The following is a 15,072-nucleotide window of genomic DNA, read 5'->3' as shown; positions in this document are numbered from 1 at the left end:
CAACAATCATGAAACGACTCATTGTGGGGATCTCTGGCGCCAGCGGTGCCATCTACGGCGTGCGCTTGCTGCAGGTGCTGCGTGACGTGGCGGAAGTGGAAACCCATCTGGTTATGAGTCAGGCCGCCCGACAGACCCTCTCTCTGGAAACCGACTACTCGCTGCGCGATGTGCAGTCGCTGGCGAACGTGGTGCATGACGCGCGCGATATTGCAGCCAGTATCTCTTCCGGCTCGTTTAAAACCGCAGGCATGGTGATTTTGCCGTGCTCGATCAAAACCCTTTCCGGCATTGTGCACAGTTATACCGACAGCCTGCTGACGCGTGCGGCGGATGTGGTGCTCAAAGAGCGCAGACCCCTGGTGCTGTGCGTGCGTGAAACACCGTTGCACCTTGGGCACCTGCGTTTGATGACGCAAGCGGCGGAACTGGGAGCGGTAATTATGCCGCCGGTTCCGGCGTTTTATCATCGCCCGCAAAGTTTGCAGGAGGTGGTTGATCAGACGGTTAACCGCGTGCTGGATCAGTTCGATATTGAATTACCCCACGACCTTTTTACCCGCTGGCAAGGGAGCGATGTCGCAAAATAGTGCGTCGCTTACCGGCATGCGCTTTTTTGGGGCAATTCTGCAAGCGCGATCATATCCTCAACATTTAATCCTCTTTTCGCTGTGTTAGCACTGCGGTTCGTTCAGCAGAGCTGCTATCTTTCATCATTAAGTAAGTTTGCAACGTTTTATTAACATATTTAACGCGGTGTTTTTTAGCGCCCGGGAAAGTGGCATAAGACGTGCAAGGTAACTGTCAGCAACACACAACACAACGTAATACAAAATAAAAACAGAACACTTGAGGGTAATGTATGAAGAAGACGGTTCTCGCTCTGTCTTTACTGCTGGGCCTGTCGGCGACGGCCAGCGTTTATGCAGCGCTTCCCCAGACGGTACGCATCGGTACGGATGCGACCTACGCGCCGTTCTCATCGAAAGATGCGAAAGGGAACTTCGTGGGTTTTGATATCGATCTCGGCAATGAAATGTGCAAACGCATTCATGTGAAATGCACCTGGGTGGGCAGTGATTTCGACGCGCTGATCCCGTCGCTGAAAGCGAAGAAAATCGATGCCATTATCTCTTCTCTGTCGATTACCGAAAAACGTCAGCAGGAGATCGCCTTCTCTGACAAGCTCTACGCCGCAGATTCCCGCCTGATCGCCGCTAAAGGCTCGCCGATTCAACCGACGCTGGAGTCGCTGAAAGGCAAGCATGTTGGTGTCCTGCAAGGTTCAACGCAGGAAGGTTACGCCAATGACAACTGGCGCAGCAAAGGCATTGATGTGGTGGCTTATCAGAACCAGGATCTGATTTATTCTGACCTCGCCGCAGGTCGTCTGGACGCTGCGTTCCAGGATGAAGTCGCCGCCAGCGAAGGCTTCCTGAAACAGCCCGCCGGGAAAGATTTTGCTTTTGCTGGCCCGTCAGTAAAAGACAAAAAATACTTTGGTGACGGCACCGGTATCGGCTTGCGTAAAGATGATACCGAGCTGAAAGCCGCTTTCGACAAAGCGTTTGCCGAACTGCGCAAAGACGGCACCTACGACAAACTCGCCAAGAAATACTTCGACTTTAACGTCTACGGCGATTAAGACTGGCCGACCCGTTATGCCGGGTCAAAAGGGAAAACTGTGCCATGCCGGAAAATCGGCATGGTGCAGAGATACGGTGAATGCTCCAGAACAGTGCGTCGAATGCTTCGTAATGGTGCGTGAGTGCATAGTTAAGCATTCAGAATGCAAATAAAAGCCATTGGACAGCCATAATTTTTTGCCTTAACGGGGCATAAAGTGGCACGATAGCGGCACCGTATTGTGATGAGAATTCCCTTAGGGAAGACAGTCTGTTGAGGATAATGATGAAAAAACTGGTGTTATCTCTTTCTCTGGTGCTCGCTTTCTCCAGCGTTTCCAACGTGTTCGCCGCCATTCCGCAAAAATTACGTATCGGTACCGATCCGACCTATGCACCATTCGAATCGAAGAATGCGCAGGGGGAATTAGTGGGTTTTGATATCGATCTGGCAAAAGAGCTCTGTAAACGCATTAATACGCAATGTGTGTTTATCGAAAACCCACTCGACGCGCTGATCCCGTCTCTGAAAGCGAAAAAAATCGATGCCATTATGTCGTCGCTCTCCATTACGGAAAAACGCCAGCAGGAAATTGATTTTACCGACAAGCTCTACGCGGCAGATTCCCGCCTGGTGGTAGCGAAAGATTCTGATGTTCAGCCGGAGCTGGACAAACTGAAAGGCAAACGCATTGGCGTACTGCAAGGCACCACGCAGGAAACCTACGGCAACGTACATTGGGCGCCGAAAGGTGTAGAAATTGTCTCCTATCAGGGGCAGGACAATATTTACTCCGACCTGACCGCAGGCCGTATCGACGCCGCGTTTCAGGATGAAGTGGCCGCCAGCGAAGGTTTCCTGAAAACCCCGCAGGGCAAAGCCTATAAGTTTGGTGGTCCTTCCATTAAAGACGAAAAACTGTTTGGCGTCGGTACCGGTATGGGCGTGCGTAAAAGCGACACCGAATTGCGCGACGCGCTGAATAAAGCCTTTGCAGAGATGCGCGCTGACGGGACTTACGAAAAGCTGGCGAAGAAATACTTTGATTTTGATGTTTACGGTGGTTAACACCACGCGTGATTAACGTGCGGCCCCTCCCGCTGCGGGAGGGGAAGAGACACGGCAACACCACACACGACAGGACTGGCTGCATGCTGTACGGGTTTTCTCAAGTTATTTTACAAGGCGCGCTGGTCACGCTGGAGCTGGCTCTCAGTTCCGTGGTGCTGGCGGTGCTGATTGGCCTTGCGGGCGCGGGCGCGAAGCTCTCGAAAAACCGGCTTCTCGCGCTGATCTTTGAAGGCTACACCACGCTTATTCGCGGTGTACCGGATCTGGTGCTAATGCTGCTTATTTTTTACGGCCTGCAAATTGCGCTCAATGGCATTACTGATGCGCTGGGTATGGAACAGCTGGATATTGATCCGATGGTGGCGGGTATCATCACGCTCGGCTTTATCTACGGCGCCTATTTCACTGAAACCTTCCGCGGTGCTTATATGGCGGTGCCGAAGGGGCACATTGAAGCCGCAACCGCCTTCGGTTTTACCGGGCGCCAGACTTTCCGCCGCATCCTGTTTCCGGCGATGATGCGTTACGCGCTGCCGGGCATTGGCAATAACTGGCAGGTGATCCTCAAAGCCACTGCGCTGGTCTCGTTGCTGGGGCTGGAAGATGTGGTTAAAGCTACTCAGCTCGCCGGGAAAAGCACCTGGGAGCCTTTCTATTTCGCCATTGTCTGCGGCGTCATTTATCTCATTTTTACAACGGCTTCCAATGGCGTACTGCTTCTGCTCGAACGTCGCTACTCGGTGGGTGTGAAGAGGGCTGACCTGTGATCGAGATTATTCAGGAGTACTGGAAATCCCTGCTGTGGAGCGATGGCTATCGCCTGACCGGCGTGGCTATCACGCTGTGGTTGCTGATCTCCTCGGTGGTGATGGGCGGCGTGATGGCGGTATTTCTGGCTATCGGGCGCGTTTCCAGCAACAAATTTATCTGTTTCCCGATTTGGTTATTCACCTATGTGTTTCGCGGTACGCCGCTGTATGTGCAGTTGCTGGTGTTCTACTCCGGCATGTACACGCTGGAAGTGGTGAAGGGTACCGAACTGCTGAACGCCTTTTTCCGCAGTGGCCTTAACTGTACGGTGCTGGCGCTCACGCTCAACACCTGCGCCTATACAACCGAGATTTTCGCCGGGGCGATCCGCTCTGTGCCGCACGGTGAAATTGAAGCGGCGCGCGCCTACGGTTTCTCCTCGTTCAAAATGTATCGCAGCATTATCCTGCCCTCGGCGTTGCGCATCGCGCTGCCCGCTTACAGCAACGAGGTGATTTTGATGCTGCACTCCACCGCACTGGCATTTACTGCCACCGTGCCGGATCTGTTGAAAATTGCTCGCGATATTAACTCTGCGACCTACCAGCCGTTTACCGCGTTTGGTCTTGCCGCAGTGCTGTATCTGATTATCTCTTATGTGCTGATAAGCCTCTTTCGCAAAGCGGAAAAGCGCTGGCTTCAGCATATGAAACCTTCTTCGACGCACTGAGAACACGATGTCTGAGAATAAATTAAACGTTATCGATCTACACAAGCGCTACGGCGAGCATGAAGTGCTGAAAGGGGTGTCGTTGCAGGCGAACGCTGGTGATGTGATTAGCATCATTGGCTCCTCCGGCTCCGGTAAAAGTACGTTTCTGCGCTGCATTAACTTTCTCGAAAAACCGAGCGAAGGCTCGATTGTGGTTAACGGACAGAATATCAATCTGGTGCGCGACAAAGACGGCCAGTTAAAAGTCGCCGACAAAAACCAGTTGCGTCTGCTGCGTACCCGTCTGACGATGGTGTTCCAGCACTTCAATTTGTGGAGCCATATGACGGTATTAGAAAACGTCATGGAAGCGCCCATTCAGGTGCTCGGTCTGAGCAAGCAGGAAGCGCGCGAACGTGCGGTGAAATACCTGGCGAAGGTCGGCATTGATACGATGCAGCAGCAAAAATACCCGGTGCATTTATCCGGTGGTCAGCAGCAGCGCGTCTCCATTGCCCGTGCGCTGGCGATGGAGCCGGAAGTGTTGCTGTTTGATGAGCCCACTTCGGCGCTGGATCCGGAACTGGTGGGCGAAGTGCTGCGCATCATGCAACAGCTGGCGGAAGAGGGGAAAACAATGGTGGTGGTGACCCATGAAATGGGGTTTGCCCGCCATGTTTCCACGCACGTTATCTTCCTGCATCAGGGCAAGATTGAAGAGGAAGGCACACCGGATGAATTATTCGGCAATCCGAAAAGCCCGCGTTTGCAGCAGTTCCTCAAAGGTTCGCTGAAATAAAGTGCCTTAACGGGAAGGTGGCGAGACAGGCCACCATCCCTGCGGGATGCCGTTCGCTGAGATAAAACGATAGTGGGTAAACACGGCGCCCCTGGCGCTGACGCGTTTTTCCAGCTGCACTTTCTGTGCGCCGGGCACAACGATGGCATCGCGCGTGCACAGCTCAATCGGACGCTGAAGCCACTCGTCATAGAAACGTAACCCGGCTTCGCAGTGCTTACTCTTACTTACCGGTGGACCAGGGTGACCAATCGAGAAAGCCACTTCACTGTGCACCATCTCGTTTGCGCTATAGCGCACCCACGCTTCCGGCACATTCCACAACGTCATCTCTGCGAACAAAACAAGGCCCAAAAACGTCAGTAGCCGGGTTTTATTGTGGGTGACTTTTTTCCTGCTACACCATGTCGCTAATAATGCCACCAGCACGGCAATTGCCAGCATCACCCACGTGTCGGGCGCGCCCGCTTGCAGGTAGACTTTATGGCTAAGCCTGCTGGCAAACAGTATCCAGATAATCCATATCGTGAACAGTACCAGATAAAGCCAAAACCGCGTTTTGCCGGATTTCATCCCGTCCGTATCCCTCTTTTTTAACGTGCCTGTCAGCGCCGCGTGTAAGCCTTATCTTTCACGCCGGTAAACCCAGTCGTCATAATACTCGCCATGGAGCAGATACACTTTTTCCAGCACTTGTACGCGGGTAAAACCGCTCTTTTCCAGCACCCGCACGGAACCCTGATTATCCGCCAGTACCCACGCATTCAGCGCATTCACTTTACCCTGTGAAAAGACGTAATCGCAGAGCGCTTGCAGGGCTTCGGAGGCGATGCCGCGCCCCTGGGCTGCTGGCGCAACCGAATAACCAACATCGGCTTCGTGTGGGTTATGCTGGCTGATACGCAGGCCGATATCGCCAACCGCGCTGTGTTGGTCACGAATGATAAAGGCGTTGCTGTCCCGCAGGCGATCGTCAAACAGGGTGCGGATTTGTGCCCTTGAGGCGATTTCGGCCATATAGCGCATCACGCTGTCGTTTGAACGCAGCTGCAGAAAAAACGGCCAGTCGGATTCCTGAAATGAAGAGAGCGTAAAGCGGGGCGTGTGCAACGTCATGAAATCGCCTTTGCGGTGGTAAGGCGCTTTAGCTTACCACCGCCAGCGACGTACGGATGCCACGAAAATTAGGAGGGAACCACATCCCCCAGCGCCTCTTCCAGATCGTACCAGCGGAAGGCAAAACCGGCGGCTTCGAGGCGTTTTGGCAACGCGCGTTGACCGCCAAGCACCAGCACCGCAGATTCACCCATCATCAGGCGCACGGCAAACGCCGGGGCGCGCATGATAGTTGGGCGGTGCAACACATGACCGAGCGTATGCGAGAACTGCTCATTACGAACCGGATAGGGTGAAACCATATTGAACGGCCCGCGCAGATCGTTATCCAGCAGCCAGAGTATGCCATTAACCATGTCGTCTATATGGATCCACGCCAGATACTGGCGACCATCACCAATCGGGCCGCCAAGGCCAAGACGAAACAGCGGCAGCAGCTTAGCGAGAATGCCGCCTTTCGGTGCGAGCACCACGCCTGTGCGCAGCAGGCAAACCCGGGTGCGATCGCTTTGCGCTTCACAGGCGATTTGCTCCCAGCGGGCGCACAGCTTATGAGTAAATTCGTTGTGGGGCGGCTCTTCCTCTGTGACCACCACTTCACCGAGATCGCCGTAGTAACCGGAAGCTGAACCGGAAATCAGCACCTGCGGCGGTGTGTCACTGGCGTTGATCAGATCGGCTATCCGCTGGGTTATCTGCCAGCGGCTGTTGCACAGACGCTGTTTTTGCTCCTCGCTCCAGCGCTTATCGGCAATGGGTTCACCGGCCAGATTGATCACCGCATCGATATCATTCAGATTGCTCAGCTCGTTCAGCCCTTTTAACAGGCTGACGCGCGCATCAAGCAACTGTTGTGCTTTGGCGGGGTTGCGCGTTACCACCGTCACACTGTGTTTTAGCTCCAGCAGGCGGGGGATCAGATGACGACCAATCAGGCCAGTTCCGCCGGTAATCAGTATCTTCATGCTTCCCTCCAGGATGTGTGTGCTTTTCCTCAGCATATGTGACTCAGCAAAACCCGCATGCGATGGCGGGCACATTTTGCATCAAATTTTTCAGCAATGTGAAGAGGTTACCCGCAATGCTTATACTTGTTGCGCCTTCTGAAGCGCCCGCTCAGTCGCCGGGCGAGTGCGAATGCGCTCAAACCAGTTAAATACCGCCGGATAATCCTCCAGATCGACGCGCTGGCGCGCGTGGGCATTGATCCACGGCCAGGCGGCAATATCGGCAATGCTGTAATGCTCGCCTGCCAGCCACGGTACGCGCTCAAGACGCTTATTCAGCACCTGATATAAACGCTGGGTTTCTACCTGGTAGCGCTCAATAGCGTAGGGCACCGGCTGCGGCGCAAAGTGGTTAAAGTGGTGGTTCTGTCCGAGCATTGGCCCCAGCCCGCCAACCTGCCAGAACAGCCATTGCAGCGTAAGATGGCGCTCGCGGAGTTCACCGCTAAGTAATTTTCCCGTTTTTTCCGCCAGATAAAGCAGGATCGCCCCGGATTCGAATATGCTAAGCGGCGCACCGCCGTCGGCGGGCAGATGGTCGACAATGGCGGGAATTTTGTTGTTAGGTGAGATGGTCAGAAAATCGGGGCGAAACTGATCGCCTTTGCTGATATCCACACGGATCAGGCGATATTCCAGCTCCGCCTCTTCCAGAAAAAGCGTTATTTTATGACCGTTTGGTGTGGGCGCAAAATAGAGGTCTATCATCAAAGCTCCCGTTAGCGGAAAAGAAACGTCTGAGTTTGAGTATAGGTGTTACCTCTGATGCGTGAACTTTCATCAAGTGACAGTGCGCACAGGACGTTATATTTTGAAGAAAAATCCCAACTACTGAACGAGGATGTTATGAGCGAACCGGCTATTACTTTATGGTCTGACGCAGAGTATTTTTCCCCGTATGTGCTGTCGGCCTATGTCGCACTACATGAAAAAGGACTGCCCTTTACCCTGAAAACCGTTGATCTCGATAGTGGTGCGCAACGTGCGCCGGACTGGCCGGGTTTCAGCCTGACGCAACGTGTGCCGGTGCTGGAGATTGAAGGGTTTGAGCTCAGTGAATCCACGGCGATTGATGAATATCTGGAGGAGCGTTTCGCTCCGCCGGAGTGGGAACGTATTTATCCGCTTGATCTGCAAAAACGTGCGCGCGCCCGGCAAATTCAGGCCTGGCTGCGCAGCGATTTGATGCCTATCCGCGAAGAGCGTTCGACAACGGTGGTGTTTGCCGGCGCCAAAAAAGCGCCGCTCAGTGCTGCCGGGCAGGCGAGCGCCGCCAAGCTGTTCGCGATTGCCGGTGAGCTGCTGGCGCACGATAAACCGAATCTGTTTGGCGAATGGTGTATCGCTGATGTTGACCTGGCGTTGATGCTGAACCGGCTCGTGTTGAACGGCGACAACGTCCCGGAGCGGCTGGCGGATTACGCTACCTTCCAGTGGCAACGCTCGTCGGTCCAGCGCTTTGTTGCACTTTCCGCTAAGCGCGCGGGCTGATAAGCCCGACAACTTCCGTTATTATGGGGCGTTTTCTTCCACATGAGGTGCAGTGATGAAACTGATGTTTGCATCGGATATTCATGGGTCGTTGCCCGCGACGGAACGCGTACTGGAACTGTTCGCGCAAAGTGATGCCCGCTGGCTGGTGATCCTTGGCGATGTGCTGAATCACGGCCCGCGTAATGCCTTACCAGAAGGCTATGCGCCAGCGCAGGTGGCGGAACGTTTGAACGAACAGGCCAGCCGGATTGTTGCCGTGCGCGGCAACTGCGACAGTGAAGTGGATCAGATGCTACTGACGTTCCCGATTACGGCGCCCTGGCAGCAGGTTTTACTGCCTGAACGCCGCCTGTTTTTGACGCACGGTCATCTCTTTGGCCCGGATGACGAGCCGCCGCTGGCGGCGGGCGATGTGCTGGTCTATGGTCATACGCATATTCCGGTTGCTGAGAAGCGAGGTGATATTTTCCACTTCAACCCCGGTTCGGTCAGTATCCCAAAAGGCGGGTTCGCGGCCAGCTACGGCATGCTGGAAGAGGACGTATTGCGCGTTATCACACTTAATGATCAGCGGGTTATTGCGCAGATCACGATTAATCCGTAAGTTACCTTTCAACCGAAACGCGCCAACAGAGCGCCCTAAAGAGAAGATTTCCCGATGGTGGAACAGAGTCATTTTGCAGGCATGGAGTGGGTGGATATTGTCAATGAAGACAATGAGGTGATAGCGCAGGCCAGCCGGCAGCAAATGCGGGCGCAATGTCTGCGTCACCGCGCAACCTACATTGTGGTGCATGATGGGATGGGCAAAGTGCTGGTACAGCGTCGCACAGAGATCAAAGATTTTATGCCCGGTATGCTGGATGCCACCGCCGGTGGTGTGGTGCAGGCAGGTGAAAACCTGCTGGATTCCGCGCGCCGCGAAGCGGAAGAGGAGTTAGGTATTGCGGGTGTGCCGTTTGCCGAGCATGGTCAGTTTTACTTTGAAGATGAACACTGTCGGGTCTGGGGCGGGCTGTTCAGTTGCGTTTCCCACGGTCCATTCGCGTTACAGGAAGAAGAGGTCAGCGAAGTATGCTGGATGACGCCGGAAGAGATCACCGCCCGCTGTGACGAGTTCACCCCTGATTCACTGAAAGCGCTGGCGCTGTGGATGACGCGCAATGCCAGCAATGATGTGGAAATAGCGCAGGAAACGGAATAACTAGCAGCTATCTCGCAAGCAAAACGTCGGTGCAATCGGCGTTTTGTTTTCCCAGGTTTCATCATTCAGTCGCGCCAGCAGCGCGCGTCCTGCTTCAATACCAATCTTGCGATGCGGCACGGAAATTGTCGTTAACGGTGGCACACATACCCGGCTGACATCGCTGTCGCCGAAGCCGACAATCGCTAAATCGTCCGGAACCTTAATTCTGCGCCGCTGGCACTCGTAAAGCGCGCCGCAGGCCAGCTCATCCGAGACACACACCAATGCGTCCAGTTCCGGCCACGCCAGCAGAAATTCAGGCAATTGTGCCGCTCCTGTAGAAAAGATGGGCGGTGCGGCGGCATTGATCACCCTGTTTGGTGAAAGGTGGTGACGTAGCATCGCTTTATACCAACCCTGCAAATGTTGCTGAAAAATCCACTGCTCCTGGTTGGCACACAATAAGCCGATATTCTGATAACCGCGCTGCACCAGCATTTGCGTCAGTTCGAACATTGCCGCAACGTTATCAATACCGATATTCATATCAATGGGATCGGCGCGCACCGCACCGATTTCGATTACCGGAATAGAGGCGTTTTTCAGCCAGTGGCGTACGGTATCGCTATGTTCGACGCTAAGTAAAATGGCCGCGGCCAGATTGGAGGCGAGCAGCGTTTCCAGCAGCTTCTCCTCCTGCTCCAGTCGGTGCTGTGATTCGGCGAGCATGATTTGATAGCCCGCAGGTTGTAACACCTGCTGCAAACCGGCGAACATTTCCGAGCAGCCGGATTCGGCAAGGCTCGGCACCACCATGGCAATCGTCCACGATGAGGCGGAAGCCAGCGCGCTGGCCGCGAGGTTAGGCATGTACCCCAGTTCCTGCACGGCAGCTTCAATTTTCTCGCGCAATTTATCTGAAACCTGCTCCGGGGTACGTAATGCCCTGGAGACGGTCATGGTGCCGACGCCCGCCAGTTGCGCCACATCGGCAAGGGTGACTTTTCCTGTGCTCCGACGTTTTCGGGTAATTGTCATTCCGTTTCCTGAAAGCCCTGATAGCTCAGGCGCTGAGTTATGAGTCATCTCAGGGGAGTATACGCCGGAAATGCCTGCTTTTTCTGCGAATTCCCCTGCGTTTTCATATCTGATAGCGCTATCACACTTTTCGATCATTCCTGTTGGTAGCGCTATCTTTGCGACTATCATCACGGATAAGCGCTGCAGAGTTGCATAAAGTTTGCCCATCTCATCCCGATAAGGAGTGCGAAGTGTTAAACCAATGGCTTAACGACAAAACTATTCAGGTGTTAGAAAGCGTGGAAAACTGGCCGCAAGCGCTGGAGATTTGCGCCAGACCGCTGCTCGCGTCCGGCACCATTACGCCGGAGTATGTGACGGCCATTGTCGCGCAACATCACAAACTGGGACCGTATTATGTGCTGGCACCAGGGCTGGCCATGCCGCATGCCAGGCCAGAGGAAGGGGCAAAAGGCTTAGGCCTGTCATTATTAAAATTGTCTCAAGGGGTGAATTTTGGATCTGAAGAATCCGATCCGGTTGACACCATTATTATGTTGGCCGCACCGGATAAACACAGCCATATTGAAATGATCGCCGCGCTGGCAGAGTTATTTTCCAGCGATGAAGATATGGCACAATTACATCGTGCAAACACTCTGGAGGAAATTAAAAACATTATTCATCGTTTCTGATTTTTATTTTATTTCACCAGTGATGAAACATTGCCTGCTATGGGCGATGCGGTTGTACTCTACTCAAAAAAGGTAAACACAATGAAAATAATGGCAATTTGCGGATCCGGCCTGGGCAGTAGTTTTATGGTCGAAATGAATATTAAAAAAGTGCTTAAAAAATTAAATATTGAAGCGGAAGTCGAACATTCCGACCTCTCTTCTGCCACACCAGGTGCCGCCGATGTGTTTGTAATGGCAAAAGATATTGCAGCCAGCGCCAGCGTGCCGGAAAACCAGTTGGTTGTGCTTAATAACATTATTGATATCAATGAACTGGAAGCGAAAATCAGCGCTTTCTTCGCGAGCCGTTAACATCAACCGGATGCAGCGCACCACGGTGCGACATGCATAAAGCGAGGTGGATATGTTTATCCTTGAAACGCTAAACTTTGTTGTTGATATTTTGAAAGTCCCGTCAGTATTGGTGGGGTTAATTGCGCTGATTGGCCTGGTTGCGCAGAAAAAATCTTTTTCGGATGTCGTCAAAGGCACAGTGAAAACCATTCTTGGTTTTATCGTGCTCGGCGGCGGTGCAACGGTATTAGTTGGGTCGTTAAATCCGTTAGGCGGTATGTTTGAGCACGCTTTTAATATTCAGGGGATTATTCCGAATAACGAAGCGATTGTTTCAATTGCGCTTGAAAAATATGGCGCGTCTACAGCGCTGATCATGGCGTTCGGTATGGTGGCGAATATTATTGTCGCGCGCTTTACGCGGCTGAAATACATTTTCCTTACCGGACATCACACCTTTTATATGGCCTGCATGATTGGGGTGATCCTCACCGTTGCCGGATTTGAAGGTATCGGTTTGGTGTTTACCGGTTCGCTGATTCTCGGTCTGGTGATGGCGTTTTTCCCGGCGATTGCACAGCGTTATATGAAGCGGATCACCGGCAACGACGATATCGCTTTTGGTCATTTTGGTACGCTGGGCTACGTGTTATCCGGCTGGATCGGCAGTAAATGCGGTAAAGGGTCACGTTCAACCGAAGAGATGAACCTGCCGAAAAACCTGAGCTTCCTGCGAGACAGTTCCATCTCTATCTCGCTGACAATGATCATTATTTATATGATCCTCGCCGTATGTGCCGGGCGTGAGTATGTTGAGGGACAACTGAGCGCCGGGCAGAACTTCCTCGTCTACGCGATTATTCAGGCTATTACCTTTGCCGCAGGTGTGTTCATTATCCTGCAAGGCGTTCGCTTGATCCTGGCGGAAATCGTGCCGGCCTTTACCGGTTTTTCTGAAAAACTGGTTCCCAATGCCCGTCCGGCGCTGGATTGCCCGGTGGTTTATCCCTATGCGCCAAACGCAGTGTTGGTTGGCTTCCTGTTCAGTTTTCTCGGCGGGCTGGTGGGGCTGTTCCTGCTCGGTCAGATGAAGCTGGTGCTGATTCTGCCTGGCGTGGTACCGCATTTCTTCACCGGTGCAACGGCGGGCGTGTTTGGTAACGCTACCGGCGGGCGACGGGGCGCGATGATCGGTGCCTTCGCCAACGGTTTGCTGATCACCTTCCTGCCGGTGTTGCTGCTGCCTGTACTGGGCGCGCTCGGCTTTGCCAATACCACTTTCTCCGATGCCGACTTTGGCTTTATTGGCATTGTGCTGGGCAACCTCGCGCGTTATCTGTCACCGATGGCCATTACCGGTCTGGTGGTGGCGTTGTTCATTGCCTTAGTGATCTGGAATGTGATGTCAAAAGGCAAGTCGGCTGCCAGCAATGCAGATGAAAAGAACGGAGCGAAGTCATGAGCACAATTGCAGAAGTAACACAATTTGCGCGGGACATTCGTATCGCCACTCTCAAGGCCTTAACGCATCTTGGTTTTGGGCACTATGGCGGCAGCATGTCGGTGGTAGAAACCCTCGCGGTGTTGTATGGCGAGGTCATGCGGATTGACCCGGCCGACCCGGACTGGCCGGAACGCGACTACTTTGTGCTCTCGAAAGGTCACGCCGGCCCGGCGCTGTATAGCACGTTGGCATTGAAAGGCTATTTTCCTCAGGAAGCGCTGATGACGCTCAACGAAAATGGAACCCGTTTGCCAAGCCATCCGGATCGCTTAAAAACGAGGGGCGTAGATGCCACAACCGGATCGCTGGGGCAGGGAATTTCTATCGCGGGGGGAATAGCGCTAGGCCATAAGCTGGCGGGCAGGCCTAATCGCGTGTTTTGCATCGTTGGCGATGGTGAGTTAAATGAAGGGCAGTGCTGGGAAGCATTCCAGTTTATTGCCCATCATCGGCTCAACAATCTGACGGTGTTTGTTGACTGGAACAAGCAACAACTGGATGGCGAGCTGGATGAAATTATCTGCGCCTTCGATCTGCAAGGGAAATTCCGCGCCTTCGGTTTTGATGTCTGTACGGTGAAGGGGGACGACATTGCTGCCCTTCTGGAGGTGGTGAAGCCTGTTCCGCCAGCCGATGCACGGCCGCGGTTGGTGATCCTCGATAGCATTAAAGGGCAGGGGGTGCCGTACCTCGAAAGTCTTAGTAATTCTCACCACTTACGCCTGACAGATGAGATGAAGCAGGCGCTAAACGACACCATTAAACAACTGGAGGCGGCGCATGATTAAGGTGGCTGAACCCGGCGGCAAAGACAGTATCGAGATGCGCAAAGTCTATGCCGGTTTTATCAGCGAGCAGATCGAGGCAGGCAGCGATATTATCGCCCTGGAAGCCGACTTGATGAGTTCGATGGCGATGGATGGCGTCCATAAAAAGTATCCGCAGCAGGTGATCAATTGCGGCATCATGGAAGCTAACGTGATCGGCACGGCGGCAGGGCTTTCACTGACTGGACGTAAACCGTTTGTGCACACGTTCACCGCTTTTGCCAGCCGACGCTGTTTCGACCAGTTGTTTATGGCGCTCGATTACCAGCGCAACAATGTCAAGGTTATCGCCTCCGATGCGGGTGTCACCGCGTGCCACAACGGCGGGACGCACATGTCATTTGAGGATATGGGGATTGTGCGCGGGCTGGCGCATTCGGTCGTGCTGGAAGTGACAGATGCGGTAATGTTCTCCGATATTTTGCATCAACTGGTGGAGCTGGAAGGTTTTTACTGGGTGCGCACCATTCGCAAACAGGCGCCGACCATCTACCAGCCGGGCTCACGCTTCACCATCGGTAAAGGTAATGTGCTGCGCGAGGGAACAGACATTACGTTAATTGCCAATGGCATTATGGTTGCCGAAGCTCTGACCGCCGCGCAGCAACTGGCACAAGAAGGTGTCAGCGTGGCGGTGATCGATATGTTTACTTTAAAACCTATCGACCGTGAGCTGGTGAAGAACTACGCAGAGAAGACCAGGCGGATTGTTACCTGTGAGAACCACAGCATTCATAACGGGCTGGGCTCAGCCGTGGCGGAAGTGTTAGTGGAAACCTGCCCGGTGCCGATGCGCCGTGTTGGCGTGAAGGAGCGTTATGGCCAGGTAGGGACACAGGATTTTCTGCAACAAGAGTATGGACTCACAGCGAATGACATCGTGGCGGCGGCACGCGAGCTGTTGTAAATAAGCAGGTGTAAATAAAAAA

19 protein-coding genes are annotated in these 15,072 nt (G+C 53.5%); 14 read left to right on the top strand and 5 right to left on the bottom strand.

The window, feature by feature from the left end; translation table 11 throughout:
- Nucleotides 1-8: 8 nt before the first annotated feature.
- From RT644_RS08700 to hisP, 6 genes are all read left to right on the top strand, one after another.
- Entirely contained in the window at nucleotides 9-590 is a 582-nt protein-coding gene (locus tag RT644_RS08700; RefSeq protein ID WP_017458621.1) for a UbiX family flavin prenyltransferase, read from the top strand.
- Between the two features lie 272 nt (nucleotides 591-862).
- Nucleotides 863-1,645, top strand: a complete 783-nt coding sequence (gene argT, locus RT644_RS08695) for a lysine/arginine/ornithine ABC transporter substrate-binding protein ArgT (protein ID WP_017458620.1) — start codon at nucleotides 863-865, stop codon at nucleotides 1,643-1,645.
- 266 nt (nucleotides 1,646-1,911) lie between these two features.
- Nucleotides 1,912-2,694, top strand: coding sequence for a histidine ABC transporter substrate-binding protein HisJ (gene hisJ, locus RT644_RS08690; RefSeq protein WP_313626432.1), 783 nt, complete (start codon nucleotides 1,912-1,914; stop codon nucleotides 2,692-2,694).
- An 83-nt stretch (nucleotides 2,695-2,777) separates the two neighbouring features.
- Complete coding sequence (locus RT644_RS08685) at nucleotides 2,778-3,464, top strand: histidine ABC transporter permease HisQ (RefSeq protein WP_097400372.1); 687 nt, start codon at nucleotides 2,778-2,780, stop codon at nucleotides 3,462-3,464.
- Nucleotides 3,461-4,177, top strand: coding sequence for an ABC transporter permease (locus RT644_RS08680; RefSeq protein WP_020454550.1), 717 nt, complete (start codon nucleotides 3,461-3,463; stop codon nucleotides 4,175-4,177). The genes RT644_RS08685 and RT644_RS08680 overlap by 4 nt, the downstream gene beginning before the upstream one ends.
- Nucleotides 4,178-4,184: 7 nt before the next feature.
- Nucleotides 4,185-4,958: a histidine ABC transporter ATP-binding protein HisP gene (gene hisP, locus RT644_RS08675; protein WP_017458616.1), complete on the top strand. Its 774-nt coding sequence runs from the start codon at nucleotides 4,185-4,187 to the stop codon at nucleotides 4,956-4,958.
- Between the two features lie 6 nt (nucleotides 4,959-4,964).
- Here hisP and RT644_RS08670 read toward each other — a convergent pair whose 3' ends face one another.
- The 4 genes from RT644_RS08670 to yfcG form a co-directional block, all read right to left on the bottom strand.
- Complete coding sequence (locus RT644_RS08670; protein ID WP_020454549.1) at nucleotides 4,965-5,531, bottom strand: hypothetical protein; 567 nt, start codon at nucleotides 5,529-5,531, stop codon at nucleotides 4,965-4,967.
- A 51-nt stretch (nucleotides 5,532-5,582) separates the two neighbouring features.
- Nucleotides 5,583-6,074 (bottom strand): GNAT family N-acetyltransferase, encoded by a 492-nt coding sequence (locus RT644_RS08665; protein ID WP_313626381.1) that lies wholly within the window; start codon nucleotides 6,072-6,074, stop codon nucleotides 5,583-5,585.
- 68 nt (nucleotides 6,075-6,142) lie between these two features.
- Nucleotides 6,143-7,039, bottom strand: a complete 897-nt coding sequence (locus RT644_RS08660) for a TIGR01777 family oxidoreductase (RefSeq protein ID WP_313626380.1) — start codon at nucleotides 7,037-7,039, stop codon at nucleotides 6,143-6,145.
- A 120-nt stretch (nucleotides 7,040-7,159) separates the two neighbouring features.
- A complete protein-coding gene (gene yfcG / locus RT644_RS08655; RefSeq protein WP_097407092.1) occupies nucleotides 7,160-7,789 on the bottom strand; it encodes a GSH-dependent disulfide bond oxidoreductase in 630 nt (209 codons plus the stop codon).
- Nucleotides 7,790-7,927: 138 nt separating this feature from the next.
- Between yfcG and yfcF the strand changes: the two genes are divergently transcribed.
- The 3 genes from yfcF to yfcD are packed head-to-tail and all read left to right on the top strand — an operon-like array spanning nucleotide 7,928 to nucleotide 9,779.
- The gene (yfcF, locus tag RT644_RS08650) at nucleotides 7,928-8,572 is read left to right on the top strand and encodes a glutathione transferase (RefSeq protein WP_097407093.1); all 645 of its coding nucleotides are present in this window, start codon (nucleotides 7,928-7,930) and stop codon (nucleotides 8,570-8,572) included.
- 55 nt (nucleotides 8,573-8,627) lie between these two features.
- Nucleotides 8,628-9,179 (top strand): phosphodiesterase, encoded by a 552-nt coding sequence (gene yfcE, locus RT644_RS08645; RefSeq protein WP_045513021.1) that lies wholly within the window; start codon nucleotides 8,628-8,630, stop codon nucleotides 9,177-9,179.
- A gap of 54 nt (nucleotides 9,180-9,233) precedes the next feature.
- Entirely contained in the window at nucleotides 9,234-9,779 is a 546-nt protein-coding gene (yfcD, locus tag RT644_RS08640) for an NUDIX hydrolase YfcD (RefSeq protein WP_020454543.1), read from the top strand.
- On the opposite strand, the gene RT644_RS08635 is transcribed toward yfcD, so the two are convergent.
- The gene (locus RT644_RS08635; protein ID WP_020454542.1) at nucleotides 9,780-10,799 is read right to left on the bottom strand and encodes a LacI family DNA-binding transcriptional regulator; all 1,020 of its coding nucleotides are present in this window, start codon (nucleotides 10,797-10,799) and stop codon (nucleotides 9,780-9,782) included.
- Between the two features lie 233 nt (nucleotides 10,800-11,032).
- On the opposite strand from RT644_RS08635, the gene RT644_RS08630 reads away from it, so the two are divergent.
- The 5 genes from RT644_RS08630 to RT644_RS08610 all read left to right on the top strand — a co-directional run bounded on the left by RT644_RS08630 (nucleotide 11,033) and on the right by RT644_RS08610 (nucleotide 15,050).
- Nucleotides 11,033-11,476, top strand: coding sequence for a PTS sugar transporter subunit IIA (locus RT644_RS08630; protein ID WP_160269349.1), 444 nt, complete (start codon nucleotides 11,033-11,035; stop codon nucleotides 11,474-11,476).
- An 81-nt stretch (nucleotides 11,477-11,557) separates the two neighbouring features.
- Nucleotides 11,558-11,830 (top strand): PTS sugar transporter subunit IIB, encoded by a 273-nt coding sequence (locus RT644_RS08625; protein ID WP_020454540.1) that lies wholly within the window; start codon nucleotides 11,558-11,560, stop codon nucleotides 11,828-11,830.
- Nucleotides 11,831-11,882: 52 nt separating this feature from the next.
- Nucleotides 11,883-13,274 (top strand): PTS ascorbate transporter subunit IIC, encoded by a 1,392-nt coding sequence (locus tag RT644_RS08620; RefSeq protein ID WP_313626379.1) that lies wholly within the window; start codon nucleotides 11,883-11,885, stop codon nucleotides 13,272-13,274.
- Nucleotides 13,271-14,104, top strand: a complete 834-nt coding sequence (locus tag RT644_RS08615; protein ID WP_313626378.1) for a transketolase — start codon at nucleotides 13,271-13,273, stop codon at nucleotides 14,102-14,104. Before RT644_RS08620 ends, RT644_RS08615 begins: the two co-directional genes overlap by 4 nt.
- On the top strand, nucleotides 14,097-15,050 hold the full coding sequence (locus RT644_RS08610) for a transketolase family protein (RefSeq protein WP_313626377.1): 954 nt from the start codon (nucleotides 14,097-14,099) through the stop codon (nucleotides 15,048-15,050). Before RT644_RS08615 ends, RT644_RS08610 begins: the two co-directional genes overlap by 8 nt.
- The last annotated feature ends 22 nt before the right edge of the window (nucleotides 15,051-15,072 follow it).

Origin of the sequence: Kosakonia sp. (assembly GCF_032104925.1) — a bacterium.
Taxonomy (GTDB): Bacteria; Pseudomonadota; Gammaproteobacteria; order Enterobacterales; family Enterobacteriaceae; genus Kosakonia.
The sequence above is the reverse complement of the archived record's forward strand: the minus strand, read 5'-3'. Positions and strand labels throughout refer to the sequence as shown.

Excerpts from the sequence above, each read along its gene's own strand:
- RT644_RS08700 (WP_017458621.1), top strand. The coding sequence starts at position 9 with ATGAAACGACTCATTGTGGGGATCTCTGGCGCCAGCGGTGCCATCTAC.
- argT (WP_017458620.1), top strand. The coding sequence starts at position 863 with ATGAAGAAGACGGTTCTCGCTCTGTCTTTACTGCTGGGCCTGTCGGCG.
- hisJ (WP_313626432.1), top strand. The coding sequence starts at position 1,912 with ATGAAAAAACTGGTGTTATCTCTTTCTCTGGTGCTCGCTTTCTCCAGC.
- RT644_RS08685 (WP_097400372.1), top strand. The coding sequence starts at position 2,778 with ATGCTGTACGGGTTTTCTCAAGTTATTTTACAAGGCGCGCTGGTCACG.
- hisP (WP_017458616.1), top strand. The coding sequence starts at position 4,185 with ATGTCTGAGAATAAATTAAACGTTATCGATCTACACAAGCGCTACGGC.
- RT644_RS08670 (WP_020454549.1), bottom strand. The coding sequence starts at position 5,531 with ATGAAATCCGGCAAAACGCGGTTTTGGCTTTATCTGGTACTGTTCACG.
- RT644_RS08665 (WP_313626381.1), bottom strand. The coding sequence starts at position 6,074 with ATGACGTTGCACACGCCCCGCTTTACGCTCTCTTCATTTCAGGAATCC.
- RT644_RS08660 (WP_313626380.1), bottom strand. The coding sequence starts at position 7,039 with ATGAAGATACTGATTACCGGCGGAACTGGCCTGATTGGTCGTCATCTG.
- yfcG (WP_097407092.1), bottom strand. The coding sequence starts at position 7,789 with ATGATAGACCTCTATTTTGCGCCCACACCAAACGGTCATAAAATAACG.
- yfcF (WP_097407093.1), top strand. The coding sequence starts at position 7,928 with ATGAGCGAACCGGCTATTACTTTATGGTCTGACGCAGAGTATTTTTCC.
- yfcE (WP_045513021.1), top strand. The coding sequence starts at position 8,628 with ATGAAACTGATGTTTGCATCGGATATTCATGGGTCGTTGCCCGCGACG.
- yfcD (WP_020454543.1), top strand. The coding sequence starts at position 9,234 with ATGGTGGAACAGAGTCATTTTGCAGGCATGGAGTGGGTGGATATTGTC.
- RT644_RS08635 (WP_020454542.1), bottom strand. The coding sequence starts at position 10,799 with ATGACAATTACCCGAAAACGTCGGAGCACAGGAAAAGTCACCCTTGCC.
- RT644_RS08625 (WP_020454540.1), top strand. The coding sequence starts at position 11,558 with ATGAAAATAATGGCAATTTGCGGATCCGGCCTGGGCAGTAGTTTTATG.
- RT644_RS08620 (WP_313626379.1), top strand. The coding sequence starts at position 11,883 with ATGTTTATCCTTGAAACGCTAAACTTTGTTGTTGATATTTTGAAAGTC.
- RT644_RS08615 (WP_313626378.1), top strand. The coding sequence starts at position 13,271 with ATGAGCACAATTGCAGAAGTAACACAATTTGCGCGGGACATTCGTATC.
- RT644_RS08610 (WP_313626377.1), top strand. The coding sequence starts at position 14,097 with ATGATTAAGGTGGCTGAACCCGGCGGCAAAGACAGTATCGAGATGCGC.